The following is a 14,581-nucleotide window of genomic DNA, read 5'->3' on the forward strand; positions in this document are numbered from 1 at the left end:
CGCCGTGTCCTTCTTTGCAAACGTGGAACTGGTCCCGGGCGACCCGATCCTGGGCCTGACCGAGGCGTACAACGCCGACAGCCGCCCGACCAAGGTCAACCTGGGTGTAGGCATCTACTACGACGAAAGCGGCCGCATTCCGCTGCTGCGTGCCGTCAAGCAGATCGAGCAGCAGCTCGCCACCGAAGCAAAACCGCGCGGCTACCTGCCGATCGATGGCCTGCCGGCATACACCCAGGCCACCCGTGAGCTGGTGTTCGGCAAGGACTCGCCGCTGCTGGACGCCGGCCGCGTCGCCACCACCCAGACCGTGGGCGGCAGCGGTGCGCTGCGCGTCGGCGCTGACCTGCTGAAGAAGCTGCTGCCGCACGCCACCATCGCCATCAGCAACCCCAGCTGGGAAAACCACCGCGCCGTGTTCGGTGCGGCCGGTTTCGAGGTGGTGGAATACACCTACTTCGACGCCGCTACCCATGGCGTGAACTTCGACGGCATGCTGGCCGACCTGCAGACGCTGCAGCCGGGCACCGTGGTGCTGCTGCACGCCTGCTGCCACAACCCCACCGGCGCCGACCTCACCGTCAGCCAGTGGAAGCAGGTGGCGCAGCTGCTGAAGGACCGCCAGCTGTTCCCCTTCATCGACATGGCCTACCAGGGCTTCGACAAGGGCATCGAGCAGGACGGCGCGGCCGTGCGCATCATTGCCGAGGCCGGCATCGACAGCTTCATCGTCGCCAACTCGTACTCCAAGTCGTTCTCGCTGTATGGCGAACGCGTGGGCGCGCTGTCGGTGGTCGCACCGACCGCCAACGACGCCAAGGCCGTGCAGTCGCAGATCAAGCGCATCATCCGCACCATCTACTCCAGCCCGTCCACCCACGGTGCGGCGCTGGTGGCCGGTGTGCTCAACAGCCCGGAACTGCGCGCGCTGTGGGAACAGGAACTGACCGAGATGCGCGAGCGCATCCACGCCCTGCGTGGCGGTCTGGTGGAAAAGCTGGCCGCCGCCGGTGCACCGCAGTTCGGTTTCATCAACCAGCAGGCCGGCATGTTCTCCTACTCCGGCCTCAGCCGCGTGCAGGTCGAGCGTCTGCGTGACGAGTTCGGCATCTACGCCGTCGGCACCGGCCGCATCTGCGTGGCCGCGCTCAGCCAGAACAACCTGGAATACGTCGCCAAGGCCGTGGCCACCGTCGCCAAGGGCTGAAGCACCGCTGCACATGCTTGAAAACAAAGGCGCCGAAAGGCGCCTTTGTTTTTGCTCCTGCCTTTGCTCCTGCTTTTGCCACACCCTCCGCGCTCGCGGCGAACCCTGAAGCCCGCGGGAGGGACAGGCTGCGCGGGACCGCAGGCGCCAAGGATGGCGCCTACGAGCCCCCATGGATGGGTTAACGGCGTGTCCCGCGCAGCCTGTCCCTCCCGCGGGCCTCGATGGAAAGACGGCGCCGCACAGCGCAACGCTCCTGTAATCGATTTCCCCTCAAACCAATCACGCACGCACCGCGCGCAGCAGCGACAATAGCCGTTTCCCCGCTGCCAAGGCCCGCCCGCCATGTCCCGTACTTCGCTGACCCGGTACCTGATTCAAGAACAGCATGCCGGCCGCATCAACGCCGACCTGCGCCAGCTGATCGCCGTGGTCGCCCGCGCCTGCACCAGCATCTCCATCGCCGTCAGCAAGGGCGCCCTGGGCGGCGTACTCGGCGATGCCGGCACCGGCAACGTGCAGGGCGAAGCGCAGAAGAAGCTGGACGTCATCAGCAACGAGATCCTGCTGGAAGCCAATGCCTGGGGCGGCCACCTCGCCGCCTGCGCGTCGGAAGAAATGGACCACAGCCAGCCGGTGCCGGACATCTACCCGCGTGGCGATTTCCTGCTGCTGTTCGATCCCCTCGACGGCAGCTCCAACATCGACGTCAACGTCTCGGTCGGCACCATCTTCTCGGTGCTGCGCTGCCCCACCAACGTCGAGCTGCCGGGCGACGAAGCCTTCCTGCAGCCGGGCAGCAGGCAGATTGCCGCCGGCTACTGCATCTACGGGCCCAGCACCCAGCTGGTGCTGACCGTCGGCCATGGCACGCACGCCTTCACCCTGGATCGCGAAACCGGTGAGTTCGTGTTGACCACCGCCAACATGCAGATTCCCGCCGCCACCCAGGAGTTTGCCATCAACATGTCCAACCAGCGCCACTGGGAAGCACCCATGCAGGCCTACGTGGGCGATCTGCTGGCCGGCAAGGAAGGCGCGCGCGGCAAGAACTTCAACATGCGCTGGATCGCCAGCATGGTGGCCGACGTGCATCGCATCCTGACCCGCGGCGGCATCTTCATCTACCCGTGGGACAAGAAGGAACCGGGCAAGGCCGGCAAGCTGCGCCTGATGTACGAAGCCAACCCGATGGGCCTGCTGGTGGAACAGGCCGGTGGCGCCGCGTGGACCGGCCGCGAACGCATCGTCGACATCCAGCCAGAGCATCTGCACCAGCGCGTGCCGGTGTTCCTGGGCTCGCGCGAGGAAGTGGCCGAAGCCGTGCGTTATCACCAGGAGCATGACGCGAAGAGCGTCTGACGGCGGCCATCCCTACAGCGCTCATGGCACAACGATGACATGACCGCAGGGTGACAGCAGCGGCGGCAAACGGCACCATCAGGCCCTTGCCGCCGAAGGAATGTACGCATGCACGAGCCGGGTCCGGTCGATTTCATCGAAGTCATCCACAACGCCGTCCCCAGCGACGTCTGCGCCGCCATCGTTGCCCGCATGCGTGCCAGCCAGCACCTGAAACCCGGCGCAGTGGGCAGTGGCGTGTTCCCGGAACTCAAGCGCAGCAAGGATCTGCGCATCAGTGGCGCGGAGGGCTGGAAGGATGTGGACAGCGCGCTGCAGCAGGCGGTTTTCGCCGGACTGTTGACTTATCTACGCCGTTATCCACAGGCGTTGATCGCGCCGTTGATGTTGCAGATCCAGGACAGCAACGGCCAGCCACGCCGACTGTCGGCCGAGGATTTCCCCGACATGGCGCAGGAACAGCTGGCCGACCTGGCCCGCACCTGCCTGCGCCCGGGCGCCATCAACCTGCAGTGGTACGCGGCGGGCGAGGGCGGTTACCCGTACTGGCACTGCGAGCTGTACCCGAAGGACCCGCAGGCCGAAACCCTGCACCGGCACGTGCTGTGGACGCTGTACCTCAACGATGAGTTCGAGGAAGGCGAAACCGAATTCCTGTTCCAGGGCCGCAAGATCGCACCGCGCACCGGCAGCCTGCTGATCGCACCGACAGCGTTTACCCATACCCATCGTGGCAACCGGCCGCAGGGTGGCGACAAGTTCATCGCGACCAGTTGGATCCTGTTCCAGAGCGCGCAGAAGTTGTTTGGTGGGTGACCTCGAGCGGCTCGACGATATCGCTTGCTCGACTGAACCTGGAGCGACGTCGAGCAGGCTCGACGCTACCGAGGACGGCGGCGATAGAGAATCCCGCCCGCCACAGCGCCGAACACCGCCACACCCAAGCCAACGAGCTCTTCTTCTCCGAGCGCTTCGCCCGACATCAGCTTGCCGGTCGTCAGCAGCAGGACGTTCAATGGGAGCATCCACAGGAACGTGATGCCGAGCCAGTGGATAGTCCTCATTTTATAGGCTTACTGGTCCGGATACATCGACTTGAACCAGTAGGCGGATCTATTCCGCATCCATGAGCTGAATTCTTCCGTCTCCAGTTCCCGCAGCTGGCGCATGTCTATCCCATAGCGTTGGAACAACGAAATCAGCTCTCTCATAGCGTCCTCATCCACAGCCGACGGATCAACAGATACGTTGATCATTCTGAGAAACCCCTCAACAGACACCACGCCCGATGTCTTACTCAATCTGGAGAAGAAAGCGTCCTCGTCCAGTCGTGAATAGAACCTCAAAGATTCAACTTCCAGCTTCAGCATAGAATTAGCGCCTTCTTCCACCAGGATAGACATTAATGTAGTCGCCATTTGGGGATTGAACGTCCCAATGAGGTCCACCGTGGGCTCCCCCTCCTTGACCAGAGGGAACCCAGACATCTCCGGATTTGTCCAGCCATCCACTCCCTCTGCCATTCGGGCTCTTAACCCACTGATACCCATCGGGGCAACCGACCGCAGGGCGGCGACAAGTTCATCGCGACCAGTTGGATCCTGTTCCAGAGCGCGCAGAAGCTGTTCGGCGGCTGACGTATTGGTAGAGTCGAGCTTGCTCGACTGCTCTTTGCTGCGCGCTCAGTCGAGCAAGCTCGCCGCTACCCTGGGCGGCGGCGATAGAGAATCCCGCCTGCCGCGGAACCGAACACCGCTACACCGAAACCAACGAGCTCTTCTTCTCCCAGCGCGTCGCCTGACATCAGCTTACCGGCCGTCAGCAGTAGAACGTTCAACGGAAGCATCCACAGGAACGCAATGCCCAGCCAGTAGATGATCTTCATGTCATGTGCTCACGGGTTCGGATACATCGACTTGAACCAGTAGGCGGATCTGTTCTGCATCCATGATGCTGAACTCTCCTCTCTCCATTCCACGCAGCTAGCGCTTGTCTGTTCCTAGCCTGTAGTGGTTGCTAGGTATGGATTGATGCCGCTCAGTTATCTGGCGGGTCCAAAGGATCCCCAAAGATTGTCGTTGCCTCCTTGCCAAGCACTAAGCTTCTCGACAGGAATTTCCTTCAGTTGACAGGTGAACTGAAGATAAAAGGAGCGGTCTTCTTTTCGATAACTGTTCCATCCGACAGCAGTCACTTTGACTTCCATCCGACCATCGCGCTCGTGTGGCTTATGTAGTTCGACGTCCACCGAATCGGACAACCAGTAGTCTCCCTTGTGCGCGAAGCCCGAGCCACCACTTGTCAAACGCGCTTCCACTACCTCCGGCGTCCCTCCCGGCGAAGATGTGTCTCGCTTCAGGCTGCCGGTGATCTTTATGTACTGCTGGGAATCGATCACGCCCGGCGACTCCGAGAAGAGGCGCAGCAGAAGAAGGGTATCCGTGCCCTTGCGCACCCTCTGACCTGTGTTCGCCACCCACAGTCGCTGTTCGAACTCGTCCAGGCCAGCAGGCATGTCAGTGACGATCGCGGCCTGCGGAACGACGATACATTCGTGCAATTTACGTGCGTGGACCCGCTGCGCTCCGAGCGCAAGAAGGAGACAGGAACAGGCCACATGGATAAAGAGCTTCATTGTGTGCACTCACAAGCGGCCTTGCGGGCCTTGTCATAGTTGTTGACCTGCTCTCGTGCTCGCTTGGTTGCCTCCTGCGAAACGTAGCCATGATCCCAGTTGCTTTCTTCGGTTTGCAGACTCCTGGGACGCGTGAAGTGGAGACCTTCGTGAATAATGGTGTCCAGGACGTTGTAGATACCCGCCCAATCAAGCACGTCCAAGTACTTCTTGTTCAGATGAATGCGTCCATCGCCATATAGATCTGATCGTCCCTCGACTCCTGAGCGTGGAATATCCACCCTCGGGGCACCATTGCCGAACTTGATGTCTGCGTTGTTCTGCTTTGCAAAAGAGAACGCCACATCGATGTCGCACTGGGTAAGGCCCCAAGGATCGGTTCTTGATACTGGATTTCCCGAGACGTACGCGTACGTATTCATTCCCCCCGCCAACCCAATCGGATCACTCTGCACATACCGGCCAATGCTCGCGTCATAGTCGCGGAAACCGTTGTACCAAAGCCCGCTTTCTGCATCGTAGTACTGGCCTGGGAAGCCAATGTTCAACCCGCCGATCTCATCCTTCTGGACACTACGTCCGTAGGCGTAGTTGTACGCCTTCCAGACGGTCTGCTGGCTTGGGCTGGTGACGAACTCCGGGCGTCCAAGATGATCGGTATGCACGTAATTGTGCTGCCCGCTGCGGGCCAGCCCCACCAGTTCGCCTTCGAACCAGAAGTAGTTGGTCCACGCGCCATGGTTCAGCTCGGTCATGAGCTGGTTCTGACCGGCGTAGAAGTAGCGACTATTGGTGGTCTGATTGATCTTCGCAACGCGCTGCCCCTGCGCATTCAACACGTAGTCGGTCGCTGCGCCCCCGATGTTGCTGCGGCTCATGCGATTGAAGGCGTCGTATTCGAAGGTGCTGATCCGGCTGCCCGCAGTCTCGCTGATACGATTTCCCAATGCGTCGTACTGATACTGGCGGCTACCGTCCTGGTTGGTGTAGTTCAGCACCCGGTTGCTCCCCGGGTCGATGCTGTACTGGGTCAACTGATTGCCGGCCTGATAGCGGTCGTGATTGCCGCCGGCATCGTAGGAAAGCGTGTTGGTGACCCCAAAGCGTGTCAGCTGGGTCAGGCGACTCAGCGAGTCGTAACCGATCATCTGGGTCATGTTCGGATCGACAGCGTCGACGATGGCGGTGATTTCTCCATCACTACTGTACTGGTACTCCCAATAGCTGACCTTGCTGCTGTTGGGTCCCCAGACCGACATTGCCGTCAGCCGTCCCTCCTGATCGTGGTTGTAGCCCCGACCGAGACCATTGCCATATGCCAGCCACCCGCGCGCTCCCGTGGCCTTCCAGCTGGCCTGTGAAATGATCGAACGCTGTGTGCCGTCTACTGTTGCCATCAACGCGCTTGGCTTCCCGTGGGAACCATAGGAGTAGGTCGCCTTGTCACCATTGGGATAGGTGATCTCGCTCAGGCGATTGATGCCGTCGTAGCCATACGTCGTGCTGTAATCCGTCTTCTGACCAGACAGATCTGTGAAGTCGCGGCGTATCTGCAGCGATCCGTTCGGGGTATAGGCGAAATGTGTTGCTGTTCCCGGCCCCGAGGTGCCGCACAAATGTCCTTTGCCATTGCCGCACCAATCGTAGGTGTAGCCCAACGTCCGGCCTTCGGCGCTAGCAGAAGTCATGCGCCCCAGGCCGTCATAGCCGAAGGAAACGACACTTCCATCCGCCCTGGTCGTCGATGTCCGTAGACCTGCAGCGTCGTACTGATGCTGTGTCGTTCCCGTATCCGGGCTCACCTGCTTCCACATCTGGCCGAAGCCATCGAACTCATAGGTGGTGACCAGAGTGCGCGGATCGCTCACCCGGATCGGACGATCTGCGAGATCGTACGCAATCTGCGTCGTCCCTCCGGCAGCATCGATTGATTGAATCAGGCGACCGCGAGCGTCGTAGCTCATCCGGGTAACCCGATTCTGCGAATCGGTGACCTGAGTGACGCGTCCCTCCGCGTCATAGGCATAGCGCACGTTCTGTACGCCGTTGCCGCGCTCGACAATCACGCGGCCCAATTCGTCGTACTCATAGGTGTTGACGGAGACAACAGCGTTCAGCCCGATCAGGGCAAGCGTCAGTGCTGGCATATGAATAGTCCTTTCTTACCGAGGGCGTTCGCAGACGACGCGACCGCAACTTCCCTTGTTGTTCTCAACCGACAGGAAGACGTTTGCTTCCGCGCCCCAGGCCACGCCACCGGACGCCATTCTCGCCACGTACGAGAACGTTCGGTTCCCGCTGCCAGGGTTATTCGGTCCCACGCTGCGGCTGAACCTGGCCACGCCCCCGGGCGGCACCGGCGCGGAGAGTGCGATGTTTTCGTTGGGCTGATTGAGGCCGAACGCGAGGTAGGTATCGCCTGGATTCCAGACCACATTGCTTGAATTGCGGAACTCGAAAATCAACGTTGAGGAGCCGCCATTGAAGATCTGGTACGGATAGGCCGACGCGCCAACGACTTCGGCATTGCGCACTACTGCGGGAACCGTGAACGTACCCGAGCGATTGAGCAGCAGATGAGCCTGGCCCGAGGGCGAGATGCCATGGACGTAGATGGGCTTTCCGCCATGTGCACTGCGCATATTGGAGTCCAACGCAAAGCCAAACCAATACGCCCCTTGTGATTGGCATGCGGCCTTTACGTCGTCGTTGGGAACCAGTGTGCCAGTGACACTCCCAAGGTACGTACCAGCGCCTGCCGGCCCTCCCGCATAGATGTGTACGGTAGTGGCCGCGTTGACGCCCACGGAGCATGCCCATCCTTGCACGGAGAAGTTCCAGTTCGCGTCGTTGGTAACCCCTGCGACGTCTCCGATGATCGTTGCCGTGGGAATGGCGAAGTTGCCAGAGTTGCCCAGCGCTTGGTTGTGCTGTGCTCCCTTCGGAGATGCACCGTAGATGGAGAACTTGCGACCGCCCAGCTGCTGCCTCTGGGCAAGCGATATCGGCAGCTGGTATCTGTATGCACTGCCTGAGGCTTGGCAGGCGGCAGCTACCCCTGGCTCGCTGGCAAGGTTTGCCTGGGTGCTTCCCAGGTAGACGTTGCCTTCGGCGTAGCCATCCACCTGGATGGATCCGGCCGATCCGGTGGAGCAGGCCCAGCCTCGAGCAAACCAGTTCCACTGCCCGTCATGGGTGATTTCGTCAATCATTCCCTTGACCAGCGTATCGATCGGATAGTCGGTCTGTGAAACCTCGGTACGCGTACGATTGGAAGCGTTGTTGTAGCTATGACGGGTCCACGCCCACGTACCGTCTCCCAGCGAGCGGACTTCCTGCATAAGGCGGCGTCCTGCATCGTAGCCGTAGCGTACTGTCACGCCGTCGGGCTGGGTGAGCGAGGCAATGTCTCCTGCAGGATTGTATCCAATGGCCGTGGTCGCCCAGCCGGTTCCCGAACTGGTTCTGTCGGACACGACGCGGCCACGACCGTCATACGTCAGCTCCCGCACGCCACCGTTCGCAGTGACGACGCGCCCCGGCAAGCCCAATCCGTTGTAGTTGGAATAGGTGATCGTGTGACCGAGTGCGTTGGTGACGCTGGTCAGATCGCCCTGATTATTGAAGACAGAGGTAACGTCATCCTGCGCAAGTGGACCGTCTACCTTGATCGAGGCCTTCAATCCATTGGCGTGATAGGTATAGGTGGTGCGGGTTACCCGCGTCTGGCTAGGCACCCCACGTGTCGTCAGATTGCGCTCGGTTGCGCTGGCCACGTTTCCGCGATCGTCATAGGTGTAGGCAATTTCAAGATCACCCACCACCGTTGTCTTGAGCAGTCGGTTCCGCGTGGTATCCCATTCCTGCAGGGTCGTGCGTTCAGCCGAGCTACCCACAGCTTCCACCCGCTTCAGCAGGTAGCCCTGCGCGCTGTAGTCGAAGTTGGTCAGGTTGTCCTGGAAATCATGGACCAGATCAGGGTATCCGTTGGCGTCATAGCTCTGCTCCTTGTAGCTGGCAGGGCAGTTCGGCGACGGATCGCCCTTGGTCGACACCATCTTTCCGTCCTTGAACGTATAGGTGGTGCTACGACCAAGGGGATTGATCACAGTGACATCAATGTCGACGGGGCGCGTAGGTCCCGGCGCAGCGGCGGCCGTCATGCCGAGGGCACTCTCCATCGGCAACGAGTCGACAGGCAGCGAGCGCGGCTGGTAGCAGACGCGCGAACCGCCGGGACGCTGTTCGCACCATCCCCGCTCTTCATCGGCACGGACACCGCCCGGACGAGTTGGCGCGGGGGGCGGAAGCACCGGCTCGGTGCTGCGCACGGCATAGCTGAAGCGGAATCGCTCAATGCCGCCATTGTGTTCCGTGCTGACGGCGCGCCGCTCAGCGTCGTACGCAAAAGTGGAATAGCGCACGCCGTCAAAGGACTTGCCGGTCAGGGCGCCCGGGAAGCGGGCATCTTCGTAGTGGTAGCTGATCGTCGTTGCGGGTGTGCCTGGCAGCGTCGTGCTGGCAAGCCGGCCACGGCCGTTCCCGAACACATTGGGCGTATAGGTGTAGCGATAGATGTTGCCGGCCGGATCGGTCACCTGGGTAACCTGTCCGTTGGCCCAGCCAAAGTTGATGCTGCGTCCCGAGGAGTGGGTCACCTTCTGCAGGTAGCGGTCAGCATAGGAGAACGTCCAGCTCACGCCCTGCTCATTGCTGAGGCGGGTGATATAGCCTTCCGCGTTGTAGGTCTCCGTGCCGTTGTTTTCGTTTCGAAGCGCAAACGTGCCATCGCCGTTAGCGGAGAGATACGCGATGGGCTGGGCCTTGTCCTCATACCAGCGACCGCTGGTCGGATCCTTGAGGTACTTGATGCGGCGACCGTCGGGCCGTTGCACCCACGCCAGCTGATTTGCATCGGTGAACGCGAGTGAATAGTCAAAGTTGCTCAGCCAGTGATTGCCGAACAGTCCGGTTGCGCTCCAGTAGTGATTGTAGTTGCGCTGCAGAAACAGGCCCATTTCGCCCTGACTGGCGAAATCAAGTTCTGGTTCAACCTTGTTGCCGCTGTAAAGCACGACGGGATTGCCCTTGCGGCCATTGCAGTCCTTCTCCTTGTCATCGGTCGGCTGCTCCTTCGCGGTTTCGGTCGGAAATGAACCGCCGCCCCCGCCCATGCCGTCATCGAAGCCGCCTTGCATGCCTCCATCGATCGACCACCACAGGGGGTATTCAAAGTCCGCGACTGGCGGCTTGACCGTGATTCGCTCCAAGTCCGTCGGCGGCGTCTTGGCGCCGGCACCGAACAAGGACAAGTGGGTGAGAAGCAAAGCAAGGGACAGCGACATACGTGTCTTCAGGAGCGTCATGCTCTTCCATTTCCGTGGTATTCGTTGCAGGCTAGACAACGTGTGAACCGTTAACAATTGGTTCATTTTAACTAAATGTAACGGTTCTTTCACGTGTTGCAATTGGCCTCAACGCGGCGTCATCTCCATACGCCCCGTAGCTTCCTAGAACAACGACCCCTGCAGCGAATCCTTGTGCGGCGGCAGCGGGCGTAGGAACCGGCTGCAATCCAGCTTCGGCCAATGGCTGTTCTCCGCGTTGAAGCCCAGGCGTTTGCGCGCCAGCTTGAAGCGATTGCTCAGCAGCTCTGCGTACACACCTTGGCCGCGCATACGCGTGCCGAACTGACTGTCGTAATCCTTGCCGCCGCGCAGCTGCTGGATGGTGCTCATCACATGCGCGGCGCGATCGGGATGATGGGTGTCCAGCCAATCGCGGAACAGCGGTGCAACTTCCAGCGGCAGGCGCAGCAGCACGTAGCCTGCAGTGCTGGCGCCGGCATCATGCGCAGCCTCCAGCACCGCCTCCAGCTCGCTGTCGTTGATCCACGGGATCACCGGCGCCACCATCACGCCCACTGGAATGCCGGCCTCGTGCAGCCGCTTCATCGCACGCAGGCGTGCATGCGGTGCCGATGCGCGCGGTTCCAGCTTCGCCGAAAGGTGCGGGTCCAGCGAGGTCACCGAGAAATGCACGCTGACCAGGTTTTCCGTCGCCAGCGGTGCCAGCAGATCGATGTCGCGCTCCACCAGCGCGTTCTTGGTGATCAGCGAAAACGGATGCTTCGTTTCCAGCATCACCTCGATCAGCTGGCGGGTCAGTTTCAACTTGCGTTCGATCGGCTGGTACGCATCGGTGTTGATGCCCAGCGCGATCGGCTGCGGTACGTAGCCCGGTTTCGCCAGCTCCTTGCGCAGCAGCTGCGGCGCGTTGGTCTTGGCGAACAGCTTGGTTTCGAAGTCCAGGCCCGGCGAGAGGTTCAGATAGGCATGCGAGGGCCGCGCGAAACAGTACGAGCAACCGTGCTCGCAGCCGCGGTAGGGGTTCACCGACTGGCTGAAGCCTACATCGGGGGAGGTGTTGCGGCTGATGATGCTGCGCGCAGTCTCCGCACGCACTTCGGTGCGCAGGCGGGGTGCGCTGAATTCGTCACTCTGGTCTGGCGCCCAGCCGTCATCGATGGCCTCGCTGACCGTGCTTTCAAAGCGGCCGACCAGGTGCGAGGTGGAGCCACGGCCCTTGATGGCGGCGTGGGCCTTGAGAGGCAGGTGTTGCATGTCGCCCTCCGGCCGTTGCTGGGAAGTTAGTATTATTGCTAACCACAGGCGGCGCAAGCGGCGGGAATTCACGTCGCTGTAGGCGTACAGGCGAATCCGGATGCAGGTTGACCCCAAGGTTATCCACAGGTTCCACGGGACAGGCGCAGCCCAACGCCGTGGCGATCCAGAAGCCTGAGCCACGGCGGTCTCAACAACTGCGACGGCGGTTACAGCAGGGCCAGATAACCCTTCACGGTGGCGTCCAGACCGTCGTACAGCGCCTCGCCGATCAACGCATGGCCAATGGACACTTCCAGCACCTGCGGCACCGCGGCCAGGAAGTCGCGCAGGTTGTCCTGCGACAGGTCATGGCCGGCGTTCACGCCCAGGCCGACCGCCTGGGCGCGGCGTGCGGCGCTGGCGAACAGCTCCAGCATGGCGCGGGCGTCACCGGCGGCGTGGGCTTCGGCATAGGGGCCGGTGTACAGCTCGATGCGATCAGCCCCCACGGCGGCGGCCTGTTCCAGCAAGGGGTTGCCGGCATCCACGAACAGGCTGACCCGGCAGCCCATCGCCTTCAGCTCGGCCACCAGCGGGCGCAGCCGTTCGCCGTCGCGTTCGAAGTCGAACCCGTGATCCGAGGTGATCTGGCCATCACCATCGGGTACCAGGGTGGCCTGTGCCGGCCGGGTCTGGGCGCACAGCGGCAACAGACCGGGATAGCCCTCACGCGGCGGGGCGAAGGGATTGCCTTCGATGTTGAATTCCACGCCGCGGGCACGGGTCAGCGTGGACAGCGCCAGTACGTCCTCGGCGGTGATGTGGCGGCGGTCCGGGCGCGGGTGCACGGTAATGCCGTGTGCACCGGCATCCAGGCAGGCCTGGGCGGCGCGCACCACGTCCGGTTCGGCACCGCCACGCGAGTTGCGCAGGACGGCGATCTTGTTGACGTTGACGCTGAGCTGGGTCATGGAACGGAACTACGGGGTCGGGGAAGGGGGATCGTGCGGGTCGCGCGGGGCGTGCCCCTGTGGAGCCTGCTCGCGCAGCCGACGCACCTGGTCGGCGTCGACCAAGGTGGACGGGTCGCGCTGCAGATCGCCGAAGCGGGCCACGTAGCGTCCCCGTACCCAGGCCAGCAGCAGGGCCAGTGCCGCCAGCAGGGCCAGCGACATCAGCCCCATGTGCGGGGTCTTCAGGGCGAAGGCGAAACAGCCTAGCGCCAGCAGCAGGTACAACCAGTACATGTGCGATCTCCCGCAGGTTACGCGGCAGTGTAGCGCCGCGTTACAGCAGCGGCGAGGCCAGCCGCGCGAACGCCTCGGGCAGGCGGTGCAGCCAGAGCGAACGGCCCTCCTGATTCTGCACACGGCACGCGCGGTTGAATTCGGCCTGCAGGAGCTGCGCCAGCTCAGCCACCCGGTCGCTGTCGCTGATCATCATCGACAGCTCGAAGTTCAGGCGGAAGCTGCGGTGGTCGAAGTTGGCGCTGCCGACGATGCAGACATCGTCGTCGGCAATGAAGGCCTTGGTATGCAGCATGCGCGGCCCGTATTCGTAGATCTTCACCCCGGCATGCAGCAGTTCGTCGAAGTATGAGCGCGCGGCCTGGGTGACGAACCAGGAGTCGCTCATCTTCGGCACCAGCAGGCGCACGTCCAGCCCGCCCAGCGCGGCCGAGGTCAGCGCCATGCGTGCGGCCTCACCGGGCACGAAGTAGGGGGTGACCAGCCACACCCGCTCGCGCGCTTCCTGGATGGCCGCTACATGCAGGCGATGGATGGTCTCCCAGCCCGAATCGGGGCCGGACACCAGCACCTGGGCATCGATGCTGCCGTCGCCCCGCAATGGCATGTCGGCCGGCCACAGCCGTGCGATATCGAAGCGCGAGGGTTCCTGGCCGCTGGCATACAGCCAGTCTTCGACGAACACCAGCTGCAGACTGCGCACCACGTGGCCGGCAATACGCATGTGCAGATCGCGGTAGGCGTTGGGGTTGCGGCTTTCGTCTTCTTCGTCGGTGATGTTGATGCCGCCGGTGAACGCCAGGCGGCCATCCACCAGCACCAGCTTGCGGTGGGTGCGCAGGTTCAACCACGGCCGTTTGAACGGCTTGAGCAGCTGCCGCGGATGGAACCAGATGGCCTCGCCACCGGCATCCAGCAGTGGCTGCAGGAAGCGCCGCGGCAACGACGAGGAGCCCACCGCGTCGAGCAGCAGGCGCACCTGCACGCCGGCCTGCGCACGCTCGACCAGGGCATCGCGCAGCGCGGTACCGGCATGGTCGGGGCTGAAGATGTAGTACTCCAGATGCACGTGGTCGCGGGCTTGGGCGATGGCCTCAAGCAGGGCCGCATAGGTGGCCGCGCCATCCACCAGCCAGGTCACTTCGGTGGCGGTGCTGGGCGCCAGGCCCGTAGTGGCCTGGGCCACCTTGGCCAGTTCGGTGCAGCCGGCATCGGGCGGGCAGACATCGCTGTAGTGCTCCATGCCCGAGCGCGCGCGGCCACGGCGCAGGCGCTGCCGCTTCACCTTCTGCGGGCCCAGCAGGTAGTAGATGAAGAGGCCAAGGTAGGGCAGCAGGGCCAGCGACAGGATCCAGCTCAGCGTGGCGACCGGCTCACGCTTCTGCAGCATGATCCAGCCGGCCAGCGCCAGCAGGTAGAGCAGATAGGCCACGGCCAGGATCGTGCCGAGGTGGGCGATGCCATCCAGCCAGACGCGCAGGGAATCGAAGAGGGCGAGCATGCGCCGATCATAGCGGGCGGGCGC

Annotated in this window: 13 protein-coding genes and 1 pseudogene; 4 read left to right on the forward strand and 10 right to left on the reverse strand. The window is 62.4% G+C overall.

The window, feature by feature from the left end:
* Window positions 1-4: 4 nt before the first annotated feature.
* The 3 genes from RTY46_RS02070 to RTY46_RS02080 all read left to right on the forward strand — a co-directional run bounded on the left by RTY46_RS02070 (window position 5) and on the right by RTY46_RS02080 (window position 3,385).
* On the forward strand, window positions 5-1,207 hold the full coding sequence (locus RTY46_RS02070) for an amino acid aminotransferase (RefSeq protein ID WP_108751687.1): 1,203 nt from the start codon (window positions 5-7) through the stop codon (window positions 1,205-1,207).
* A 345-nt stretch (window positions 1,208-1,552) separates the two neighbouring features.
* Complete coding sequence (locus RTY46_RS02075) at window positions 1,553-2,569, forward strand: class 1 fructose-bisphosphatase (RefSeq protein ID WP_312706444.1); 1,017 nt, start codon at window positions 1,553-1,555, stop codon at window positions 2,567-2,569.
* A 108-nt stretch (window positions 2,570-2,677) separates the two neighbouring features.
* Window positions 2,678-3,385, forward strand: a complete 708-nt coding sequence (locus RTY46_RS02080) for a 2OG-Fe(II) oxygenase (protein WP_312706445.1) — start codon at window positions 2,678-2,680, stop codon at window positions 3,383-3,385.
* Window positions 3,386-3,450: 65 nt separating this feature from the next.
* On the opposite strand, the gene RTY46_RS02085 is transcribed toward RTY46_RS02080, so the two are convergent.
* Window positions 3,451-3,585 carry a hypothetical protein gene (locus RTY46_RS02085; protein WP_312706446.1) on the reverse strand — a complete coding sequence of 45 codons (135 nt, stop codon included), beginning with the start codon at window positions 3,583-3,585 and terminating at the stop codon, window positions 3,451-3,453.
* 57 nt (window positions 3,586-3,642) lie between these two features.
* Complete coding sequence (locus RTY46_RS02090) at window positions 3,643-4,092, reverse strand: hypothetical protein (RefSeq protein WP_312706447.1); 450 nt, start codon at window positions 4,090-4,092, stop codon at window positions 3,643-3,645.
* A gap of 15 nt (window positions 4,093-4,107) precedes the next feature.
* On the opposite strand from RTY46_RS02090, the pseudogene RTY46_RS02095 reads away from it, so the two are divergent.
* A pseudogene (locus RTY46_RS02095) lies at window positions 4,108-4,206 on the forward strand (2OG-Fe(II) oxygenase); the annotation flags it as partial.
* A gap of 65 nt (window positions 4,207-4,271) precedes the next feature.
* Here RTY46_RS02095 and RTY46_RS02100 read toward each other — a convergent pair.
* From RTY46_RS02100 to cls, 8 genes are all read right to left on the reverse strand, one after another.
* A complete protein-coding gene (locus tag RTY46_RS02100) occupies window positions 4,272-4,454 on the reverse strand; it encodes a hypothetical protein (protein ID WP_312706448.1) in 183 nt (60 codons plus the stop codon).
* A 156-nt stretch (window positions 4,455-4,610) separates the two neighbouring features.
* Window positions 4,611-5,204: a hypothetical protein gene (locus RTY46_RS02105; protein ID WP_312706449.1), complete on the reverse strand. Its 594-nt coding sequence runs from the start codon at window positions 5,202-5,204 to the stop codon at window positions 4,611-4,613.
* The gene (locus RTY46_RS02110) at window positions 5,201-7,351 is read right to left on the reverse strand and encodes an RHS repeat-associated core domain-containing protein (protein WP_312706450.1); all 2,151 of its coding nucleotides are present in this window, start codon (window positions 7,349-7,351) and stop codon (window positions 5,201-5,203) included. Before RTY46_RS02110 ends, RTY46_RS02105 begins: the two co-directional genes overlap by 4 nt.
* A gap of 15 nt (window positions 7,352-7,366) precedes the next feature.
* Window positions 7,367-10,570 (reverse strand): DUF6531 domain-containing protein, encoded by a 3,204-nt coding sequence (locus RTY46_RS02115; protein WP_312706451.1) that lies wholly within the window; start codon window positions 10,568-10,570, stop codon window positions 7,367-7,369.
* A gap of 144 nt (window positions 10,571-10,714) precedes the next feature.
* Window positions 10,715-11,827 carry a PA0069 family radical SAM protein gene (locus RTY46_RS02120; protein WP_312706452.1) on the reverse strand — a complete coding sequence of 371 codons (1,113 nt, stop codon included), beginning with the start codon at window positions 11,825-11,827 and terminating at the stop codon, window positions 10,715-10,717.
* Between the two features lie 209 nt (window positions 11,828-12,036).
* On the reverse strand, window positions 12,037-12,780 hold the full coding sequence (locus tag RTY46_RS02125; RefSeq protein WP_312706453.1) for a pyridoxine 5'-phosphate synthase: 744 nt from the start codon (window positions 12,778-12,780) through the stop codon (window positions 12,037-12,039).
* 9 nt (window positions 12,781-12,789) lie between these two features.
* Window positions 12,790-13,056 (reverse strand): hypothetical protein, encoded by a 267-nt coding sequence (locus RTY46_RS02130; protein ID WP_312706454.1) that lies wholly within the window; start codon window positions 13,054-13,056, stop codon window positions 12,790-12,792.
* Between the two features lie 40 nt (window positions 13,057-13,096).
* The gene (cls, locus tag RTY46_RS02135) at window positions 13,097-14,557 is read right to left on the reverse strand and encodes a cardiolipin synthase (RefSeq protein WP_312706455.1); all 1,461 of its coding nucleotides are present in this window, start codon (window positions 14,555-14,557) and stop codon (window positions 13,097-13,099) included.
* Between the last annotated feature and the right edge of the window lie 24 nt (window positions 14,558-14,581).

Source organism: Stenotrophomonas sp., assembly GCF_032056425.1.
GTDB lineage: Bacteria > Pseudomonadota > Gammaproteobacteria > Xanthomonadales > Xanthomonadaceae > Stenotrophomonas.

Coding starts and splice junctions, on each gene's coding strand:
- RTY46_RS02075 (WP_312706444.1), top strand. CDS start 1,553: ATGTCCCGTACTTCGCTGACCCGGTACCTGATTCAAGAACAGCATGCC.
- RTY46_RS02080 (WP_312706445.1), top strand. CDS start 2,678: ATGCACGAGCCGGGTCCGGTCGATTTCATCGAAGTCATCCACAACGCC.
- RTY46_RS02090 (WP_312706447.1), bottom strand. CDS start 4,092: ATGGCAGAGGGAGTGGATGGCTGGACAAATCCGGAGATGTCTGGGTTC.
- RTY46_RS02100 (WP_312706448.1), bottom strand. CDS start 4,454: ATGAAGATCATCTACTGGCTGGGCATTGCGTTCCTGTGGATGCTTCCG.
- RTY46_RS02105 (WP_312706449.1), bottom strand. CDS start 5,204: ATGAAGCTCTTTATCCATGTGGCCTGTTCCTGTCTCCTTCTTGCGCTC.
- RTY46_RS02110 (WP_312706450.1), bottom strand. CDS start 7,351: ATGCCAGCACTGACGCTTGCCCTGATCGGGCTGAACGCTGTTGTCTCC.
- RTY46_RS02115 (WP_312706451.1), bottom strand. CDS start 10,570: ATGACGCTCCTGAAGACACGTATGTCGCTGTCCCTTGCTTTGCTTCTC.
- RTY46_RS02120 (WP_312706452.1), bottom strand. CDS start 11,827: ATGCAACACCTGCCTCTCAAGGCCCACGCCGCCATCAAGGGCCGTGGC.
- RTY46_RS02125 (WP_312706453.1), bottom strand. CDS start 12,780: ATGACCCAGCTCAGCGTCAACGTCAACAAGATCGCCGTCCTGCGCAAC.
- RTY46_RS02130 (WP_312706454.1), bottom strand. CDS start 13,056: ATGTACTGGTTGTACCTGCTGCTGGCGCTAGGCTGTTTCGCCTTCGCC.
- cls (WP_312706455.1), bottom strand. CDS start 14,557: ATGCTCGCCCTCTTCGATTCCCTGCGCGTCTGGCTGGATGGCATCGCC.